At 57.1% G+C, this 19,765-nt stretch carries 17 protein-coding genes; 8 read left to right on the top strand and 9 right to left on the bottom strand.

Going from position 1 to position 19,765, the window contains the following annotated elements; genetic code table 11:
* Positions 1 to 201: 201 nt before the first annotated feature.
* Entirely contained in the window at positions 202 to 567 is a 366-nt protein-coding gene (locus tag FFI90_RS14340; protein WP_144778737.1) for a hypothetical protein, read from the top strand.
* A 30-nt stretch (positions 568 to 597) separates the two neighbouring features.
* On the opposite strand, the gene FFI90_RS14335 is transcribed toward FFI90_RS14340, so the two are convergent.
* Positions 598 to 3,381: an ATP-binding protein gene (locus tag FFI90_RS14335; protein ID WP_144778736.1), complete on the bottom strand. Its 2,784-nt coding sequence runs from the start codon at positions 3,379 to 3,381 to the stop codon at positions 598 to 600.
* A 95-nt stretch (positions 3,382 to 3,476) separates the two neighbouring features.
* On the opposite strand from FFI90_RS14335, the gene FFI90_RS14330 reads away from it, so the two are divergent.
* Positions 3,477 to 3,710: a DUF2789 domain-containing protein gene (locus tag FFI90_RS14330; RefSeq protein WP_144778735.1), complete on the top strand. Its 234-nt coding sequence runs from the start codon at positions 3,477 to 3,479 to the stop codon at positions 3,708 to 3,710.
* Positions 3,711 to 3,743: 33 nt separating this feature from the next.
* Here the strand turns inward: FFI90_RS14330 and FFI90_RS14325 are convergent, their stop codons facing one another.
* The 8 genes from FFI90_RS14325 to argH form a co-directional block, all read right to left on the bottom strand.
* On the bottom strand, positions 3,744 to 5,192 hold the full coding sequence (locus FFI90_RS14325) for a GGDEF domain-containing protein (RefSeq protein WP_144778734.1): 1,449 nt from the start codon (positions 5,190 to 5,192) through the stop codon (positions 3,744 to 3,746).
* A complete protein-coding gene (xerC, locus tag FFI90_RS14320; RefSeq protein ID WP_144779032.1) occupies positions 5,192 to 6,115 on the bottom strand; it encodes a tyrosine recombinase XerC in 924 nt (307 codons plus the stop codon). Before xerC ends, FFI90_RS14325 begins: the two co-directional genes overlap by 1 nt.
* 52 nt (positions 6,116 to 6,167) lie before the next feature.
* Positions 6,168 to 6,914: a DUF484 family protein gene (locus FFI90_RS14315; RefSeq protein WP_144778733.1), complete on the bottom strand. Its 747-nt coding sequence runs from the start codon at positions 6,912 to 6,914 to the stop codon at positions 6,168 to 6,170.
* Between the two features lie 16 nt (positions 6,915 to 6,930).
* Positions 6,931 to 7,848 carry a diaminopimelate epimerase gene (gene dapF, locus FFI90_RS14310; RefSeq protein WP_144778732.1) on the bottom strand — a complete coding sequence of 306 codons (918 nt, stop codon included), beginning with the start codon at positions 7,846 to 7,848 and terminating at the stop codon, positions 6,931 to 6,933.
* Between the two features lie 14 nt (positions 7,849 to 7,862).
* Positions 7,863 to 9,113 (bottom strand): diaminopimelate decarboxylase, encoded by a 1,251-nt coding sequence (gene lysA / locus FFI90_RS14305; RefSeq protein WP_144778731.1) that lies wholly within the window; start codon positions 9,111 to 9,113, stop codon positions 7,863 to 7,865.
* Positions 9,100 to 9,255: an LPS translocon maturation chaperone LptM gene (gene lptM, locus FFI90_RS14300; RefSeq protein WP_144778730.1), complete on the bottom strand. Its 156-nt coding sequence runs from the start codon at positions 9,253 to 9,255 to the stop codon at positions 9,100 to 9,102. The genes lysA and lptM overlap by 14 nt, the downstream gene beginning before the upstream one ends.
* A gap of 70 nt (positions 9,256 to 9,325) precedes the next feature.
* Entirely contained in the window at positions 9,326 to 12,196 is a 2,871-nt protein-coding gene (locus FFI90_RS14295) for a class I adenylate cyclase (RefSeq protein ID WP_144778729.1), read from the bottom strand.
* Between the two features lie 44 nt (positions 12,197 to 12,240).
* Positions 12,241 to 13,650 carry an argininosuccinate lyase gene (gene argH / locus FFI90_RS14290; protein ID WP_144778728.1) on the bottom strand — a complete coding sequence of 470 codons (1,410 nt, stop codon included), beginning with the start codon at positions 13,648 to 13,650 and terminating at the stop codon, positions 12,241 to 12,243.
* A gap of 59 nt (positions 13,651 to 13,709) precedes the next feature.
* Between argH and FFI90_RS14285 the strand changes: the two genes are divergently transcribed.
* From FFI90_RS14285 to FFI90_RS14260, 6 genes are all read left to right on the top strand, one after another.
* Positions 13,710 to 14,792, top strand: coding sequence for a sensor histidine kinase (locus tag FFI90_RS14285; protein ID WP_425463106.1), 1,083 nt, complete (start codon positions 13,710 to 13,712; stop codon positions 14,790 to 14,792).
* Positions 14,789 to 15,559 (top strand): LytR/AlgR family response regulator transcription factor, encoded by a 771-nt coding sequence (locus FFI90_RS14280; protein WP_144778727.1) that lies wholly within the window; start codon positions 14,789 to 14,791, stop codon positions 15,557 to 15,559. Before FFI90_RS14285 ends, FFI90_RS14280 begins: the two co-directional genes overlap by 4 nt.
* A 117-nt stretch (positions 15,560 to 15,676) precedes the next feature.
* A complete protein-coding gene (hemC, locus tag FFI90_RS14275) occupies positions 15,677 to 16,618 on the top strand; it encodes a hydroxymethylbilane synthase (RefSeq protein WP_144778726.1) in 942 nt (313 codons plus the stop codon).
* Entirely contained in the window at positions 16,599 to 17,411 is an 813-nt protein-coding gene (locus FFI90_RS14270; RefSeq protein ID WP_144778725.1) for a uroporphyrinogen-III synthase, read from the top strand. The genes hemC and FFI90_RS14270 overlap by 20 nt, the downstream gene beginning before the upstream one ends.
* 2 nt (positions 17,412 to 17,413) lie before the next feature.
* Positions 17,414 to 18,511 (top strand): uroporphyrinogen-III C-methyltransferase, encoded by a 1,098-nt coding sequence (locus tag FFI90_RS14265; RefSeq protein WP_144778724.1) that lies wholly within the window; start codon positions 17,414 to 17,416, stop codon positions 18,509 to 18,511.
* The gene (locus FFI90_RS14260) at positions 18,508 to 19,749 is read left to right on the top strand and encodes a heme biosynthesis HemY N-terminal domain-containing protein (RefSeq protein ID WP_144778723.1); all 1,242 of its coding nucleotides are present in this window, start codon (positions 18,508 to 18,510) and stop codon (positions 19,747 to 19,749) included. The genes FFI90_RS14265 and FFI90_RS14260 overlap by 4 nt, the downstream gene beginning before the upstream one ends.
* The last annotated feature ends 16 nt before the right edge of the window (positions 19,750 to 19,765 follow it).

Raw genomic sequence — 19,765 nt, 5'->3', positions numbered from 1 at the left:
GTTTCATAATAGTTGATAGATCAACGCCAGGGGAGCCCCACGCACACAGAACCCTGCGGCCCAATGTATGCAAACTGCAAACAATTGAAAAAAATCAGTCAAACCCCGCGTAATTAACGGTCGTCTTTGCAATAATCCACAGTAACCAAACATTACATTGCGTTACATTTGTTCCGGAGAGTCTTCCGGGGAGCCAACACCATGAAGATCCAGAATCTGATCCGCACTGCAGCCGTGGCAACGCTGCTTTTTGCGCCAGCCGTCCAGGCGGAAAATCTGGATATCGTGATGAGCCAGGTTTTCCCTCAGGATCATGCAACCTACATCGGCTATGAAAGCGTCGAGCGTGAGGATGTTCCGGTTTCTGCCGCGATCGAGCGCAAGTACCTGATCGTGGATTTTCGCCTTGCGGCCACTCAGCCCGCATCGGAACAACTCCAGGCCAGCGTTCACAAAGTCTGCATGGCCCTGCTGAAAGACCGGGAACTGGTTCGTAGCCTGTCTGATTCCGGCTACGACATGGTCTCTGTCGCTTTTGATCGCCGTTCTCAATTCGACTGTTTATAACCCTGCCGCGCGATGTATCGGCAAGTTTATTTAGTCCGCTCGCCCCAGCAGTTTTGGAAACGCTTCAAGCGCACTGTTGACGGCGTCAAGATTGAAAGCTTCTACATCTGCCAGCAGTTTTTCCCCGAAGCTGGTTACTGACCGGGAGCGGTACCGCTGACCCCATTCCAGCACGCGGAGCGCAAACGCTCTCATCTCTTCCGGATCACCGCTTTCGCGCACGGCTTCCCATTCATTGCCAAAGTCTGCCGTCAGCTGCTCTCTCAGCCAACCCCGCTCCTGCATACTCAATGTCTGCGCCAGTAATCGTTCGGACTCCTTGGTCTCACCTTCGTCCTCTGCCTGTTCGCCGGTCGCTTCAACCTGGGGCAAGGTGAGCGTAAACACCGAACCATTCCCCTGCTCGCTTTCCACTTCCAGCTCCCCACCCATCATCTGGGCCAGCTTACGACTGATAGCGAGCCCCAGCCCTGTGCCTCCGTAGCGGCGGGTATTCTGCCCCTCCTGTTGCTCAAACGCGTCGAAGATCCGGTCGCGCTGATCGGAAGGGATTCCAATGCCGGAATCCGTTACCTTGACCGAAAGACAGTAGGTCTGGTGCTCCTGAGTTTTCCCCGTTTTACCCTTGGCTAACCTAACAGTTGCCCGCACGGCCACTCCCCCCTCATGGGTGAACTTTATGGCGTTACCGACAAGGTTGAATAACACCTGACGGAATCGGGTTTCATCAAGCATCATGGTAGCAGGCATGTCTGAACTGACACTCACCTCCAGCGTGATGCCCTGCTCCCGCGCACGCAAATCGAAGATGTGGCGAACATCGTCAAGCAGGCGGCGTACCGATACCGGTGAGTAATCCAAGCGCATTTTCCCGGCTTCGATACGAGAGAGATCAAGAATGTCGTTAATCAGCATCAACAGGCTGCGACTGCCCGCCCGGATGGCATCCAGATAGTTGCGTTGCTGAGGGTCGGTAACGGTATTGCTCAACAGATCCGAGTAGCCGATCACCGCATTCATGGGTGTCCGGATTTCATGGGACATATTGGCCAGAAACTCACTTTTGGTCCGGCTTGCTGCCTCCGCCTCCCGGGCCAGCCGTTCCGCCTCCAGCTTCGCTGCCCGCAGCTCATCTTCACTGCGGCGCAGCGCATTTTCAGAGCGGATCCGCTCGTCCACCTCCCGTGAGAGCTTGCGGTTCCAGTAAAGAAAGATAAGCACTACCACGATAGCGATAAGCACTACCCGGCGAACCACGGTGTAATCGGCTTCCTGCTCAATATCGAGATGGATCCACCGGTTGTAGATCGCCTCGGTTTCAGCTGGCTCAAGGCTACCCAGTGCCTTATTCAGAATACGATGCAACTCCGGACTGTCTTTGCGAACCGCAAGCCGAAGATCATACTGGTAGGGCGTGATGCTGGTAATCCTCAGGTTGGACAGGCCCAGCCTGGCAACCGTATAGCTGACTGCGGGAATGTGGGTCACCATGACATCAAGATCGCCATTGGAGAGCGCCAGCAGCCCATCCTCTACCGTTGCGACAGGGTAAAGGTCCAGATTCGGGTGGTTGATAAGCAGGTAGTCATGCGCCGCATGACGGTTCACCACTCCCACTCGCTCGTTGCGCAGTTCCCGCAAATCCCCGATAAAACGCCCATCATCCCGTATAGCCAGTGCAATCGGCACGTTCACGTAGGCACGGGTAAAAAGAAACGACTCCTCTGTTCGCGGCGTGCGAGACAGGCCGGGCAGAATGTCCACCTTTTTGGAAATCAGAGCCTGCTCGGCAACGACGCGACTTTCCAGAATTGTGTTGTCGAACCTGACCCCCAGCTGATTTTCCAGGCGTGCGACGAGATCAGGCACAAGGCCGGTAGCACGCCCGTCCTGAGCATACTCAAACGGTGGCCAGTCAGAGCGATAGGCAACCTTTAATTCCGGATGGCGCCTTAGCCAGTCGACATCGGAAGCCGAGAGTTCTACCCCGCTCTGTTCCAGTTCAGACAGATCCACCTGCAGCCACGATTGCCTTATAACCCGATGTTCATTATGGCTGATCGCCTCTACCGTCTGATTCAGAACACGAAACACCTGGCCGTTGCTCTCATCCACCTGAAAGACTACGTCCACCGACTTCTGATCGAGTAAAACGGACAGGCCAATACCATTGATCATTGCCGACTGAAGATAATCCGACACCACAGGTACCGGGCCAAGAAAAGCGTCGGCCTGGCCGGACAACACATGACTGACAGCCTCACTCAAGCTCTGAACAGGCACCGGGGTAAAACTTTCTACTGAATCGAGCATGGTGTACTGATTGGGATCGCCTTCAATCACCGCTATGCGACCATCCTCCAGGTCGGCGAGAGAGCGGATTGCGGCGTCGCCTGCACTGACGAACAGGCCATAGGTGAGTGACATCAGAGGGCTGGTAAAACGTTGTCCATCAGGCACCGGTGTACCCGGCACTCTCGTCGTCAGCAGCGCATCGATTGCCGGTTGGTCGGGTACTGCCTCCGCACTGGCGCCTCTGCTGATGACGAGCGGATCAATCGGCAAGCCCAGCTTGCTTGAAAGCAGCGCAAGATAGTCGATATAGGTGCCGGCAAGGTGCCCATTTCCGGTATCGAAAACCAGCGGTACCTGATCCGCACGCACGCCAACCCTGAGGCTATCCTGTTCACCGACCCAATTCAGATCCTTGCTACCCAGAACCGGCGCAGGTGAGGCTTGGGGTGGGTCTGCCAACGCCGTGGTTTGAAAAACCAGCAACAGCCAGCAAGATACAAACAGAAGGGTGGCCTTCACTGGATATCCTCAGAGGTTGCACTACATTTCAGGGAACAATACCTGCAAATGTATGAAATTTCATTCAGGCAGTGGTTAATCGGGAGAAGCTCTTCATGGACACAAGCAAACACAACTTGAGCACTCTTTTTGATCAGCTCGGGCTACCATCAGATGACAAGAGCATAGAAGCGTTTACCGCTCGCTATTCTCCCTTACCCCGTGAAATTGCCCTGCAAGATGCGCCTTTCTGGTCTGAAAGTCAGTCTCAGCTTCTGGAAGAAGGCCTGGAAGATGACAGTGACTGGGCGGAGGTGATCGACGAACTGGATGCTATCATGCGACATTAAGGCAATATGGCCGCTGCGATCAATCGATCTGCGTTAACTTGGCGTCGGGCTGATCTTGACGCAGTTTCGGCCTTCATTCTTTGCGGAATAGAGCGCACGATCCGCGCGGTCGAAGACAGTTTCTTCGGTATCGACCGGGGCAAATCCCGCCAGGCCTGCAGAGAAGGTGATCGTTACAGGGTCACCCCCGAAATGAAACGGTAGCGCACTGATATGAGCCCGGAGCTTATCCATCACAACCAGGGCGGCATCTGGCAATGTCGCCGGAAACAGCAGCACGAACTCCTCACCACCAAAGCGGGCCGCGAAATCGGTGTTGCGTAAGCGGTGTTTGATTTCTCTTGCCACCAACTGAAGCACTCTGTCACCGGCTTTGTGGCCATACGAATCGTTTACCCGTTTGAAAAGATCTATATCCAGAACTCCCACGGTCAGTGGGTACTGGTAACGCTTCCAGCGATTGAACTCGAAAGACAAGCGTTCCTGCCAGGCTTCCCGATTGGGCAACTGCGTAAGGAGGTCTGTCATAGCCCGCTCACGTTCCTTGCGCACTTGCCCCAGCATCCGTTCTGAATGTGCCTCCATAACCGCCACTTTTTCCTGCACGGCCAGCAGCTGTTCGGAGAGCATTTTTTCCCGCTCTGTTTCCTCTACTCGAAAACGACCAACCGCCTGGCCTATAAACTCCAAGTGGCGACTGACGGATTGTTTGAGATCCTGAAGATCATCACTCGCTTCGATGTGCCGGCCAACCAGCTTTATTTCTTCACGGATGTTTCGATCAAGCGTTTCTGCGGCTGCTTGCCGGCCTGACTGCGCGGATGATTGCGCAGAAAAATGATCTTGCAACGCCTCAAGCCGCTTATCAAGGCGCTTGAGAAAGGCCTCAAACTCTCTCTGACTGCGGGTAACGGCCGCGACAATAAGATCCGCAACCTGATTCAGCCCATCCCGCAGCTCGTCCCAGTTATCGCTGGACAGCAGCGCCCTTTGAAGGTTTCTCGCCCGCTTCTCGGCCTCGGGCTCCAATGAAACCTGGCTAAGCAGCTGTCCCAGAAGATGACCAACACGTCGGGCGATCCGAAGCCGCTGGCTTTGGCTTCCGACATCGGGCGCGTCATTCGGGAGTTCCGCCTCATGCATGGTTTCGGCTACAAGCTTTGAATCAGAAACCGCTTCGACAGCGAGAGCGGGCCGATTATTGTCGTTTCGGGCAGGCACATCATCCAACAGCGCGACCTGGAGATCTATCTGCTCCTGCAGCTCTTTCCAACTATCCACCTCAACCTTGTTCTTGCGCAAGTCAGATCGAACACGGGCAAGCAAACGATCGAGATCGGGCGCCTGGCCTTCGGATGCGAGGCACGTGCGCACAAGCATGCGCTCAAGCGAATTGCGTTCAGCCTTCCAATGCGCCTCCCTGTGTTCTGCAACCTCAAGCTCCTGGAAATATTTTTCTTTCCAGGATTGATCCGATGACATCAGTTGTTTCCTTCCTGTCCGGAGTTCTGGTCGTCAGAGCCACGCGAATGGCGCCGGCGCGCTCTGGGGTGACTTTGATCATAAACCCGAGCCAAATGCTGGAAATCAAGATGAGTATAGACTTGTGTAGTAGCTATGTCCGCGTGACCCAGCAATTCCTGTACCGCGCGCAAATCTCCGCTGGATTCAAGCATGTGGCTGGCAAATGAATGCCGCAACATGTGCGGGTGGAGCTTCTGGTCAGCGCCTTTGACCACCCCCCACCGGCTCAGGCGAGCCTGAATACTGCGATGGCTCAGGCGATCGCCACGACGGCTTACAAACAGGGCTTTCTCTGCCTCGGGAGCCAGCCCGGCGCGGATGGGCATCCACTGGGCTATCGCTTCCAGCGCCTTCCCGCCTACCGGCAACAGTCGTGTTTTACTGCCTTTACCCACCACCCGAGCCTCACCGCCTTGGCAGTCAACAGCGTCGACATCCAGGCTGGCCAGTTCCGCCAGACGTAAACCAGAGGAATACATAAGTTCAAACATGCACCGGTCGCGCACTTCCAGTGGGTCATCAGGCGAGGCATCAAGAAGATAGTTAAGCTGATCCACGTCGGCTACTGCAGGAAGGCGTCTGCCGCTTTTTGGCGCTCGGATATCCAAAGCCGGATTGTCCGTGGCCAGCCGCTCCCGCAACAGATACTGATAAAACCGCCTTATGGCTGACAAATGGCGGGCAATGCTGCGCCCGTTGAGCCCTTGGCGGCTGAGGTTGGCTACGTAGCGGCGCAGATCATAACCGCTGACGGACCGCCATTGCGTGTTGTCCTGTTCGACAAGCCAGGCGGCAAGCCGATTCAGGTCACGCTGGTAGCTGTCACAGGTTCGGGGAGAATGGCGTTTTTCAGATGCAAGGTGCTGGATAAAATCACGCATGTACCCGCTCAGCTCGTGGGGTAATTGAGCCGTTACGGGTACAGCGGTCACTCTAGCGTGACTCCGTCGCTAGGTCGGTTACCGGTGGGGTAGCGGTATGGCGCTGAACCATAGGTGGCAGAAGCCGACTGAGGGTGTCACTGATATAACTGAGGAACAGCGAGCCCATACTCTGGTCAAAATAGCCTGACTGGCAACTGCCAACGGCGAAAACCCCCACCAGATCGTCGTGTCGTAAAGGCACCAGAGCAACCGATGCAATGGGCTCGTCCCGATCCGGAAACAGAAATTCACGCTCACTCTCCCGGAACTGGCCACACACCGCCTTGCTGCCTTCCAGCAAGTTGCCGAGACGATTCCGGGCCTCCGCCGGACTCACAACATGAAGCGCGCCCTGAGAGCTGCCGGGCACTTCCGCGTCGGTAAACAGGATCACCGATGCGGCGTCCAGCCCGAAGTCACCGCGAATGCTGTCATCAATGGTGGATGCCATATCCACTAGATTGCGGGCTTCAATCACCTGCATCAGCAAACGTTTGCTTTTTTCAAACAGGCGATCATTGTGACGGGCGATAGAAACCAGCTCGGCCATTTCATGTCGCAGTGTGTCCCGCTGCTCACGGAACAGATGCACCTGGCGTTCAACCAGAGAGATTGCCCGGCCACTGTCATGTGGAAGGGTCAGGCTGCGCAGAAGGTCATCCTGATCAATAAAAAAATCCGGATTGGTTTTCAGGTACTCAGCCACGTCTTCCCGGGTGAGCTCACCGGCCTTCTGTTGGGCCGTTTGGTCTGTCATCGTGCTCTCCTGGCTTTCAGATCCGTTGTTTGTGTGGGCGGCCGGGCCTTCGGCGCCGATTACCACCTGGCTCACCGGGCAGTCGTAACTGCCCTTCAAATACACTTGTGGCGGGCCCTTCCATCATAACAGGCGTCCCTTCACCCTGCCATTCAATGACCAGCCGGCCCCCGCGCAAATCCACCTCTACGCGCTTGTCGAGCAGGCCACGCAAACACCCGGCCACCACGGCAGCACAGGCGCCGCTGCCACACGCCAGGGTTTCGCCCGAACCACGTTCATAGACTCTGAGGCGTGCATGGCTGCGGCTGACTATCTGCAAAAAACCGATGTTGGCGCGGGACGGGAACCGGGGGTGGCTTTCAAGAAGTGGCCCCAAATCTGCAACCGGCGCTGTATCCACATCATCAACCAGAATAACCGCGTGAGGATTACCCATGGAAACAGCGCTGAGCTCAACCACTCCCGCACCCGTTTCCAGGGTGTACACGTTTTTGCGTTGTTCAGCGTCGAAAGGAATAGCCGCCGGGCTCAGTTCAGGCACACCCATGTTGACCATCACCATGCCGTCTTTGCCTACCCGCAGCTCAATCACTCCTGCGGCGGTCTGGACCCGAACGTTCTTTTTGTTGGTCAAGCGCTGATCACGGACAAACTTCGCGAAACACCTGGCTCCATTGCCGCACTGCTCCACCTCGGAGCCGTCAGCGTTGAAAATGCGATAACGGAAATCCACATCCGGCAAACCGGGAGGCTCTACAACCAGCAGCTGATCGAAACCGATACCAAAATTCCTGTCGGCCAGTTCCCGGATCAACTCAGGGCCCAGCCGAAAAGGCTGACTGATGGCATCCACCACCATAAAGTCGTTGCCCAGGCCGTGCATTTTACTGAACCGGAGCAGGGGCCCCTGGCTTCTGCGATGCTGGATCATCTCCCGCTCTCCGCTCATGCCGGCAGGCAGCTTTCTGGTGCAAGCTGATCCTCAATGGTCTCGCGACGGCGAACAGTATGCACCTGCTCTCCGTCGACCATCAGTTCCGGTGGGCGGTTGCGGGTGTTGTAATTGGAACTCATCACGAACCCATAGGCGCCGGCAGAACGCACAGCAAGGAGATCGCCAGCCCGGAGCCGGAGAGGCCGGTCTTTACCAAGAAAATCCCCGGTTTCACATACAGGGCCAACCAGATCCCAGATCTTTTCTTCAACGTCCTGATGAGGCTGCGCTGGCACAATAGCCTGCCAGGCGCTGTAAAGCGCAGGTCGGATCAGATCGTTCATGGCAGCATCAATAATCGCAAAGTTGCGGTGTTCCGTGCACTTCAGGAACTCGACTCGGGTAAGCAATATGCCGGCATTAGCCGCAATTGACCGACCCGGCTCCAATATCAGCGACAGTTTACGATCACCAATACGCTCATCCAGAGCCCGAACATATTCGGACGGCTCAGGCGGCTGTTCGTCGTCGTAGGTAACGCCCAGGCCACCGCCCATATCCAGGTGCCGGATATGAATGCCGCCTTCGGCCAGGGCATCAACCAGCTCTAATACGCGATCGAGGGCGTCCATGAATGGAGCAATCGATGTAAGCTGCGAGCCGATGTGGCAATCCACGCCTTTGATGTCCAGGTTTGGCAATGCCGCAGCCCGGGCGTAAACAGCCGGTGCTTCTGCGATATCGATGCCGAACTTGTTCTCTTTCAGGCCCGTGGAAATGTATGGATGCGTACCGGCATCGACATCCGGGTTCACGCGCAGCGAGACTGGAGCTTTGACGCCCAGCTCACCAGCCACGGCATTTAGCCGGTCCAGCTCGGTGTCGGATTCCACGTTAAAACAGCGAACACCCGCCTCCAGGGCCCGGCGCATTTCCCATTCCTGTTTACCGACACCGGAAAAAACCACTTTGGCAGCGTCGCCACCAGCACGCAAAACGCGCTCCAGTTCTCCAGCGGATACAATGTCAAAACCTGCACCCAGGCGCGCCAGCACATTCAGCACCGCAAGATTACTGTTGGCTTTGACGGCATAGCAAACGAGAAGCTCGCGCTTTTTCAGGGCTTCGTCGTAGGATTTGTAATGACGCTCCAGCGTGGCCCGGGAATATACATAAGCCGGCGTACCAAAGCGTTCGGCAATGGCAGAAACAGCCACATCTTCGGCGTAAAGCTCGCCGTCACGGTAGTTAAAATGATCCATTAGGTTCCTGATCGTGTAGCGGAGTCTGGTACTGGCCGGCTGACGCTTCCGGATTCTCCCGGTATAACGGCCCTTTCTGGCCACAGCCACCGAGTGTGACCGCCACAACCAGAATCGCGATCGGCAGTGTCCACGCGCGCATACTTGCCACCCCTGAGTTTATAATGACCAAAGTATACCTGACCCGCGGCCCGCACGGCGAGGGCGAAGGGCTATCGAAGCGCTTCCAGCTCATGGTTCAGGGCATCCTCCAGAAAAGCCCGGTAATAGAGGTACTGGCTGGTCTGTATATCCTGCTGATACACCCTTGGATCCAGATCATGGGGCAGGTGCACATCCGTAAGGTAAACCGGATAGCGATCACGGCTCTGGCGCAGTGAGTGGATATAATGGGCAACCGCGGGAATGAGCTGGTCACCGTATTGCAGTACCGTAAACTCCTGCTCGCCACAGTAGAGATCAAAGCGAACTCGGCTATCGCCTTCCTGCACACCCACCGCTTGCACTTCAAGCCCTGACAAAGGGGCTCCGGTATCGGCTTGCGGCCGATATTCCGGGCGCCATTGGCCGTTGTTTGCGACCAATTCATAGCACCGCACTCCGGCCAGAGCCACCGGACCCTCGCGGTTGCGCAGCGTGCGTCGCTCAACCAGGTTTTCCAGAAATCGCAACAGCGGTGTCAGCAGATGGCGGCGACTGGTAATCGGCTGATCCCAGCCGAACAGCGAACCTCGCTCATCAATCACCTGGATCTGCGCGCGCCCGCCCCGAAGAGCGTAAAACACCTGAATGCTGTCCGGCTGACTGGCTTGGCAGGCAGCCCGCAAAGCCGGGCTGTCCAGCAGTGCGTGGCGATCAAACACCACCGGCAGGTAGACGTCCCGGGGCTGAGCAAGACACTCCATCAGGGCCGCCCGGCTTTCCAGAGCTATGAAACCGGGTTCGGTGCCACTGAACTCCAGCAGAAAGTACCGGTGATCCATTTCGATCACGTAACGCAAAGGATGTGGTCCGGTGCCTCCGGCAAAAAACTGGCGCAACACATCGGCAAACAGCTCCCGCACCCTCCGTGCAATAGCGCTGCCATGACCCCGATTGTGACCGTGTACTTCAATACCGGGAACGTTGCGGGGAGCGAGGGCAACTGAAGCAAGGACATTTTTCAGGCACTGAATCAGGGTATCACCGGAGGCGTAGTGCTGAAGGCTGACCTCGTGCCAGCTGTTAAGCGTGATCTGATCAATGGTAATAACCAGGTTTTCACGCCCGCCACTGAACCCCAGCGAATCATGCCTGGCACTGAGCTTGTGCAGCCCACGTTCCGTAAGGCGGGATTGCGGATCAACACCTACATTGACCAGAAGAAGGTTGCGCAGCGGGTGAACGCCACGGGCAAGAGCCTCCCGCCCGGCTGGCAAAACAGGAAAGGGCACGAAACCCGTAAGCGCATCCAGCATTTCCCGCAGTTCACTGACGGACGCGATGCCCTGCCCGGAACGGACGTTAAGGCGAGTAGAGCGAGTCAGCAACCCGTTGTAGTAGCACCAGGCCACGAGTTCCGCAAGATTTCCGGAGCGCCGGATAACAGGCTGCCAGAAGGCGTCTGATGGATCTTCCAGATCACGGTACAACAACCACCCTGTTCCTGCGCCGCCCTGCTCTGACTGATGGTGAAATGCAAGATTCTCCTCTGTCAGCGAAGGGGCCAGTCCCGGATTAATATGCTCAATCTTTCCAGCCTTGCGCTGAAACGCTGCGTAGAGTTTGCGGCCCAACAAGTTGATGTCGTTTGCGCTGATCGCGGACTGTTCGCCGTGATCACGAGCCATTTTGGAGAGCAGCCGGTAACTGTGAGTTAGCTCCGACACCACCACGCGGCGCAATGAAGAGACTTCTTCTGCCCGCCAACGCTGCCGATTATCCAGCGCTTCGATGTGTTTTTCCGGCCATTCCCAGCCGGCCACAAGCTTCCTCAAAAGCCGACCTCGCCAGGGCTCTGCTCCCTGCTGGTCCGCCGCGCCGATCCGGGTCAGCGGCAGCCCCGCTTTGACATACAAACTGCGGCGCACCAGGTCCAGCCTCGACTCGGCTTCTGCTGCGGTCAGCCACTGCTCAAGGCGTTGATACAACATGACATATGGATCCAGAACATCCACATCGGTGATGCCGCTGAATACCGACTGCTTGAACACCCGTGACAAAACCGGCTGATCCTGAGTCTGCGCGTAGCATTCGATAAGCAACAACTTCAGGATAGACTTCCAGGGCGCATCAATGCCCTTATAGAGTTGCCAAACACCGGCGCCGAGAAACTCACTGGCCGGGATGACAGGCACTGCGCCGAAATCGATGTATTCGTTGCCACGAATAAACCGGTAATCCACCAGCTTGCTGACACATTCCTGATAGCGGCCTTCCTGTTCAGAGGGAATGAGCCACCAAAGCGGGTAACAGCCACCCAAGTGGATCCCGGTGCGATAAAACTCATCGAGCAACAGGTAGTGCTGGGCGCTGCCGCAGTTTTCACCACTCACCTCAGCGCGCTGCCGGCCTTGCCGCCAGTCGGCCGCAGCGAACACGAAAACATGCAGCTCAATGCCAAAGGAAGAGGCCCACTCTGTGAGCTTCGCGGCCTTGCGCTCAAGGCGCCGGACACCGGGTTCCTGAAGGTCGTCCCGATGACACAGCCAGACATCCAGGTCACTGGCGACAGAGTGCCCAAGGGTACCAGGGCTACCCATGAGAAACAGTGCCTCCAGATCAGCCCGGCGCCGGCCTTCGTCGCGAATACTGAAGGTACGCGCCAGCCGTCTTGCAGCACCTATGGTTGCCGGTTCCGGTCGGTAGTGGCTCAGGCCATAGGGGCAATCAGCGTCCAGATAGCCGGGCAGAGCCGGATGATTGGTATGAAACACCAACGGCAAAACCTCAAGCACCACCTGCTGCCGATGGGTGAGCGATGAGCGCGCCCTTTCCCAGCGCTGGCGATTAACCACAAGAAACCTGTCCCGCAGACGGCGCAGGGTTTTGCGATCAATGCCCGCATCAAAATCCAGGGCAATCGGTCTTGCCTGTACGGTCAAGGCGGCTCCTTGAGAAAGGTTTTCCCAATCCGGGCAAGGTGGGTTCAGCCGAGAAGACTTCGTGCGCGAGCAACCGCCGCCCGCACCTGAACAGGTGCCGTGCCACCCAAGTGATCACGGGCCTGAACCGAGCCTTCGAGAGTCAACACGTCGAATACATCCTCGCTGATGGTGCCAGAAAAGCGCTTGAGCTCTTCGATGGTCATATCTGAAAGATCCCGTTCTTCGGCGACACCGAAAGCCACTGCCGTACCCACAACTTCATGGGCGTCCCGGAAAGGCATGCCCTTCTTGACCAGATAATCCGCCAGATCCGTCGCGGTCGAGAAACCGCGCTTGGCCGCTACGCGCATGTTATCGGCTTTGGCACGAATAGCCGGGACCATGTCGGCGTAGGCTTTCAAACACCCTTTGATGGTATCGACCGTGTCGAACAATGGCTCTTTGTCTTCCTGGTTATCCTTGTTGTACGCCAATGGCTGGCTTTTCATCAGTATGAGCAAGGACATCAGATGGCCGGTCACCCGTCCTGTTTTGCCCCGCACAAGCTCAGGCACATCGGGGTTCTTTTTCTGGGGCATGATTGAAGAACCCGTGCAAAAGCGATCCGGCAGATCAATAAAATCAAACTGCGCTGAAGTCCACAACACGAGCTCTTCACTGAAGCGGGACATGTGCGTCATCAGCAAGGCCGCGAAGCTGCAGAACTCAATGGCAAAATCCCGGTCACTGACCGAATCCAGGGAGTTTTCCGAGGGTCGGTCGAAGCCCAGCAACCGGGCAGTCATGGCACGGTCAATCGGGTAGGTGGTACCGGCCAGTGCCGCTGCGCCCAGCGGCATCACGTTTACGCGCTTGCGGCAGTCCTGCAGACGCTCAGCGTCGCGAACCAGCATCTCATACCAGGCCAGAAGGTGGTGCCCAAAGGTAACCGGCTGCGCGGTCTGGAGATGGGTAAAACCGGGCATGATGGTTTCGGCTTCGCGTTCGGCGAGATCCAGCAGGCCAGACTGCAGGCGCCGAAGCTCCTCGGCAATCACGTCAATTTCATCGCGCAGATACAGACGGATATCCGTGGCCACCTGATCATTGCGGCTGCGGCCTGTGTGCAGCTTCTTACCCGTGATACCAATGCGATCCGTTAACCGGGCTTCAATATTCATATGAACATCTTCAAGGCTTACGGACCATTCAAAGCGCCCGGCCTCAACATCTTCTTTTACGCCGTTCAGACCTTCAATAATAAGATCGCGCTCATCCATCGTCAGAACGCCGACCTCGGCGAGCATGGTCGCGTGGGCGATGGAACCGGTGATGTCGTGATGGTACAGGCGCTGATCAAACCCTACAGACGCCGTAAAGCGTTCCACGAATGCATCTGTGGGTTCGCTGAAGCGCCCGCCCCAGGGTTTTTCGGAGGTTGTGGCCTGGTCAGGTTTTTTCTGATCCGTCATGGTCTATCTTTCCTGCTGGCAGCCCGGCATTATCTGGCGGGAACTGGGTACATTGAACGTTGCGGGAGTATAGCATTCTGACCCGGACAAAAGAGACTCCCCTGCACGGGGACAAAGCGGCCACCACACAGGATTTCTTCGTACCGGATCTGTGCCGGGTGCGATCGGTATTCATGCTGCTTATTACCAGCGAGCTGCTGGTGCTGGTGCTGGCTATTGTTCAGGCTAGCGATGGCTGGATTGACTGGAACTATTTCGCGCTACTGTCGCTGTTCGTGCAATGGACCACCCTTACCAGCGCTGCGCTGATCTGTTTGCTGCGACACAGGCTGGCCAGAATTTCAGTGCCCCGCGCCACCCTCGCGATAGCAACGATCGTAATGTTGGACGTACTCGCCTTTAGCCTGTTTGCCGACAACGTTCTGCACCCTCAGCCAGGGATCATCGACTGGCTGGCGATTGCCAAAAAACTGTTGCTGGCGCTGTTAATTGTTCTTATGGTTCTGCGCTATTTCTACCTGCAACACCAATGGCAGCAACAACGGGAAGCAGAAATGCAGGCGCACCTGGCTGCGCTGCAAGCACGCATACAACCACATTTCCTGTTTAACAGCATGAACACCATCGCCAGCCTTATTGCGACAGACCCGGAGCAGGCCGAAGAGGCCGTTCTGGACCTGTCCGAGCTCTTTCGTGCCAGCTTGCGCACCGGCGACCAACTCATACCACTGGCAAAAGAACTTGAACTTTGCCAACGTTATCTCGCTATCGAAGCCCTGCGCCTTGGCCCGCGCCTGAAGTTGGAATGGCACATTGCCGAAGGATTGGAACGCCAGGCCATTCCACCTTTGACACTGCAGCCTTTGGTAGAGAACGCGGTGTATCACGGCATACAGCCCCGCCCGGAGGGTGGCACTGTGCGCATCGAAGCAGAAGCACGCGGCAACTTCGTGTATCTGCTGGTGCAAAACCCCAAGCCCGATGGCAATGGTAGCTTGCACAACGGCAATCGTATGGCACTGAGCAATATACAAGCACGACTGCAAGCCCTGTTCGGGGATCCGGCCGTTCTCAAGCACAGCCATCAGGGAGACGTTTACACGGTGACCTTAAGGCTACCAAAAACCACACAGCATCCATGACAAAACAGAAGATTCTGATCGTTGACGATGAACCCCTTGCCCGTGGGCGCCTCCGGCGGCTGGCCGATGACTTGCCGGGTTACCAGGTTTGCGGCGAAGCCGGAGACGGCGATGCGGCGCTCGCTCAGGTAGCAGAGCTGCAACCGGATATCCTGCTGCTCGACATACGCATGCCCGGCCTCGACGGCATGGAGGTGGCAGCACACCTGAGCAAGCTCAACAGCCCACCTGCTATCATTTTTTGTACGGCATACGACAGCTACGCCATTCAGGCTTTTGATGTGCAGGCCATAGCCTACCTGCTGAAACCTGTTCGCAAGCAGGCGCTGGAAGAAGCTCTTGCCCGAGCCGGGAGGGTCAACCGAGTGCAGCTGCAGGCATTTTCGGGAGAGCCCGTCGACAACAGCGCAGGCAGGAATACCGCAGGAAACGAGCAACTGGCCGTTCGCACTCACAGGGGCACCGAGCTGATCGATATAGCCGGGATCCGCTATTGTCAGGCGGATCAGAAATACGTAACCATTCACCATTCCCGTGGCGAGGCTGTCTCCGACTACACCCTGAAAGAACTGGAAAACGCCTATCCGCGCCAGTTGCTCCGAATTCATCGCAACACACTGGTCGGTGTGCGCTTTATTCAGGCTTTGAAGCGCACATCGGAGGGCCACAATCTGGTATCGCTCAGAGACAACCTGGGGGAACTTCAGGTAAGTCGCCGGCACGCCAGCAATGTGCGCCAATGGCTTCAAGGGCAACAACCGGGCTAAGTGTGGCCGACGCTACAAACCCTGCCGCAGCGGGCGATGTAACGCAGGCATCCACGGGACTTTTACGACGCCACAAGGTAACCTTGGCGAACATTTTCAGAACCGACAGTGAGCATCATGTCCAAACGAACCCTTCGTGTTGCAACCCGCAGCAGCGCCCTCGCGCTATGGCAGGCAGAATTTATCAAAGCCGAGCTGGAACGGCTCCATGACAACGTGATTGTCGAGCTCGTCAAGATCAAAACCCAGGGGGACAAGATCCTTGATGTTCCACTGGCGAAAATCGGCGGCAAAGGCCTCTTTGTAAAAGAGCTGGAGGAAGCCATGCTCGATGGCCGCGCGGATCTTGCTGTGCACTCAATGAAAGACGTACCCATGGCGTTTCCCGAAGGCCTGGGCCTGGTTGCTTACTGCGAACGGGAAGACCCGACAGATGCTTTTGTCAGCAATCATTACGATAACGTGGACGCCCTACCCCAAGGCGCCATAGTTGGCACCGCCAGCCTGCGCCGGGAATCCCAGCTTCGCGCTTACCGACCGGACCTGGAAATCCGGGTTCTGCGGGGTAACGTGAATACTCGCCTGGCCAAGCTCGACGCCGGCGACTACGACGCTATTGTGCTGGCGAGCTCTGGCCTCAAGCGCCTGGGCTTCCAGGACCGCATTCGTTACTCCATGCCAGACACCGTGTCACTGCCAGCTGTTGGCCAGGGCGCTCTTGGCATTGAATGCCGGCTTGATGATGACGAGCTGCGCGCCATGCTGGAACCCCTGAACCATACGGACACAGCCGACCGAGTGAGGGCGGAGCGAGCACTTAACCGTCGCCTTGAAGGCGGCTGCCAAGTACCTATCGCGGCCTATGCCTTGCTGGAAAACGACGACACTTTATGGCTGCGGGCACTGGTTGGTGCGGTTAACGGCACCCAGATCCTCCGCGTGGAAGGTCGTGCACCCCGGGCTGACGGCGAACGCCTGGGCCGTGAACTGGCCGAAGATCTTCTGGCTATGGGCGCAGACAAAATACTGGCTGAAATTTATGGCCACACTCCGCACTGAATCGACGTGCCTGGCCGGCCGGCGCGTTCTGATTTGCCGGCCGGAGCCGGAAGCGTCGCGCCTGGCCCGGCAGTTTCAAGCTGCCGGCGCCGAGACCCATATATTCCCGCTGGTCGTTCGAGAACCCCTGCCAGAAACGCCGGAACGGCGAACCACCCTTCTCAGTCTCGATGAGTTCTCCCATGTTATTGCTGTCAGCCCCTATGCGGCTCGTCTGTTACTGGAAGAGCTGGACACCTGGTGGCCCCAACTCCCGGCCGGCCTGAACTGGTACGGCGTGGGAGCAGGCACAGCCAAGGCACTTGCAGAGTACGGACTAACCCCGCGCAAGCCCGACGAAGGCTGGACCAGCGAGGCGCTTCTGGAACTGCCCTCGCTGGCACATTTCGATGGTGAACGAGTACTCGTGGCCCGTGGCGAAGAGGGGCGTGAGCTGACCCGGAGAACTTTGGAGGCACGCGGCGCACGAGTTACGGTGATGCCGCTTTACCGAAGATTCTGCCCGAATTACACACCCGCGCAGATCAACACAGCGCTGGAGGAGTTTGCGCCGGAAGCCATTATTGCGCTCTCCGGAGAAACCCTGAACAATCTCATCGCACTAAGTGCGAATTGCAGCCATAATCTATACGATAGACTCGTTATTGTGCCCGCCCGGCGCATTGCCGATCAGGCTCACAATGCGGGATTCAACGCTCCGTGTATACCAGGAAGCCTTGCCGATAATGACATCGTGGACGCCGTCGCAGAACAACTGGCAGGCCGGGACGGTGGCTCCGGAAAAGCAAAGTAAGGATGCCCGTGACTGAAACAACAAAACAATTACTCGCCCCGATTGCCCAAGAGCAACCTGCCCGACAGAAAATCTGGCCGGTCTGGGTTATCGCTATCATCGCCCTCATCAGCGTTGCAGCGCTGGCTGTCTGGAACTGGCAGCAATGGAACGGCCAACAGGCTACGATGCAAACACTGAGCAACCTGCAGCAGGATACCGCCCAGCTTGAGAACCTTTATGGCGATCGTGGCAGCCAACAAGGCCAGCGCCTTCAGTCCCTCGAAGACAAGCTATCGTCCCAGCGGGAATTGATCGCTACCCAGCAGCGGCAGATTGATCACAATGCCCGCGAGCTTCTGGAAGCCGGAAACCGCACTCGCACCGACTGGTTGCTTGCGGAGGCTGAATACCTGCTGCGCATTGCCAACCAGCGGCTGTTAATCGAAAAAGACATTCGCGGTGCTCTTTCCGCACTCGAGGCTGCCGATGAAGTGCTCACAGAGTCTGACGATATTGGTGTGTACCCTGTTCGCCAGCAGCTGGCTCGTGAAATTCTGGCGCTCAAAGGCATCTCCAGTGTCGACAGGACCGGCCTTTACCTCACCCTCGAAGCTGCCATCGACAGCGTTCACCAGCTCACCGACCAGGCGCTTATCAGCGAACAGGCGCCTGGGTTTGTCGGCGGCTCACAGGCAGAAGACGACCCTGAAGCCGGCGGAGAGCCTGGAATTCTGGCCAGAGGTTGGCAGACATTCAAATCTACCCTGATGCAAGTTGTTGTGGTTCGTCGCCTGGATGAGTCGGTGAAGCCGTTGTTGTCCCCGGATCAGAGCGCCTATGCGCGGCTGAACCTGCAACTGATGTTGGAAGAATCGGAAATGGCCGTGCTCAGGGGCAACCAACCCCTGTATGAGCGTGCGCTTATCAAGGCCCAGGCGGCCGTTGACGACTGGTACGACGCGAGCAATCCACGAGTGAGCGCTCTGAGCAGCACGCTTGCAGAGCTGGCCACACGCAACGTCGCCCCGGACCTCCCCGACATCAGCAAATCCCTGGACCTGCTCAAAGAACGGCTCGCAGGCCGGCTGGAAAAAGGTAACGGAGGCGATGATTCATGATTCGCCTGATTCTGATCGTTCTGTTTGCCCTGCTAATCGGCACCGGTCTTTCCCTTGGGTTGCAGTACGACCTGGGTTACATCCGCATCAGCCTCGGTCACTACCTGATTGAAACCAACTTCTGGGTCGGTCTCGCATTACTCATTGCCTTGGTCGCATTGATTGTGCTGACCATCGGCATGATACGCCGTATGCGCCAAGGTGGTGGACTGGTGGCCAACTGGGTCTCCCGCAGCAAGGAACGACGGGCACGCCGGCGCACAACACAGGGCCTGCTTGCATTGGCGGAAGGCAATTGGCCAAGAGCACGCAAAATGCTTACATCAGGAGCCGGCAATGCTGACACCCCCCTGATCAACTATCTGGCGGCAGCGCAGGCCGCTTTTGAATGCGGCGACCACGAAGCCGTAGATATACTGCTAAGAAAGGCGTATGAAAGCACGCCGGGTTCGGATATGGCCGTTGGTATTACCCAGGCCCAGCTGCAACTTGCCGGCAACCGCCAGGAGCAGGCTCTGGCGACGCTGGTACGCCTGCGCAAGCAGTCTCCGCATCATCCCTTTGTGCTCAAGCTTCTGAAAAACACTTACCTGCGTCTCGAAGACTGGCGCGAACTGGCAAAACTGCTGCCAGAGCTGCGCAAGCGCAGTGTGCTTCCGGAAAACGAGCTGGGTGAACTGGAGCGCCAGGTATGGCACAACTTGCTGGAGCAGGCGGCGGAAGACTGCCGGCGCCAGCAGAAGGAGAATCCGAACACGTCACTGGAACCACTCACCCGCCTTTGGGATGAGCTGCCAGGCTTTCTGCGCCGCGACGAGAAAACCATCGGGGACTACGCGCGCCTGCTGGCGAATCTGGGCGATGAGGAACAGACGGAAACTTTGCTCCGAAAAGTTCTGCACAATCACTGGAGTGACGACCTGGTTAATCTCTATGGTCGGATTGAAGGACGCATGCCGGACGAACAGCTTCTTGCCGCCGAACAGTGGTTAAAAGACCGGCCGAACAATGCAGAACTGTTGCTGGCACTTGGCCGACTGAGCCTGCGCAACGAGCTCTGGGGCAAGGCGCGGGAGTATTTCGAAACGAGTTTGAGGTTACGCCGCAGCAGGGAAGGTTTGGCAGAGCTAAGCCGCCTGAGCGCTCACATGGGCGACGAGGAAATGAGTATAAAACTTATGATGCAGGGGCTGGCAAACGATAACGGACTACCGAAACTGCCCATGCCTAAAGCCTGACCGGCCATTTCTCCCT

The sequence above is a fragment of the Marinobacter maritimus genome (genome assembly GCF_007671675.1).
Classification (GTDB): domain Bacteria; phylum Pseudomonadota; class Gammaproteobacteria; order Pseudomonadales; family Oleiphilaceae; genus Marinobacter; species Marinobacter maritimus.
The sequence above is the reverse complement of the archived record's forward strand: the minus strand, read 5'-3'. Positions and strand labels throughout refer to the sequence as shown.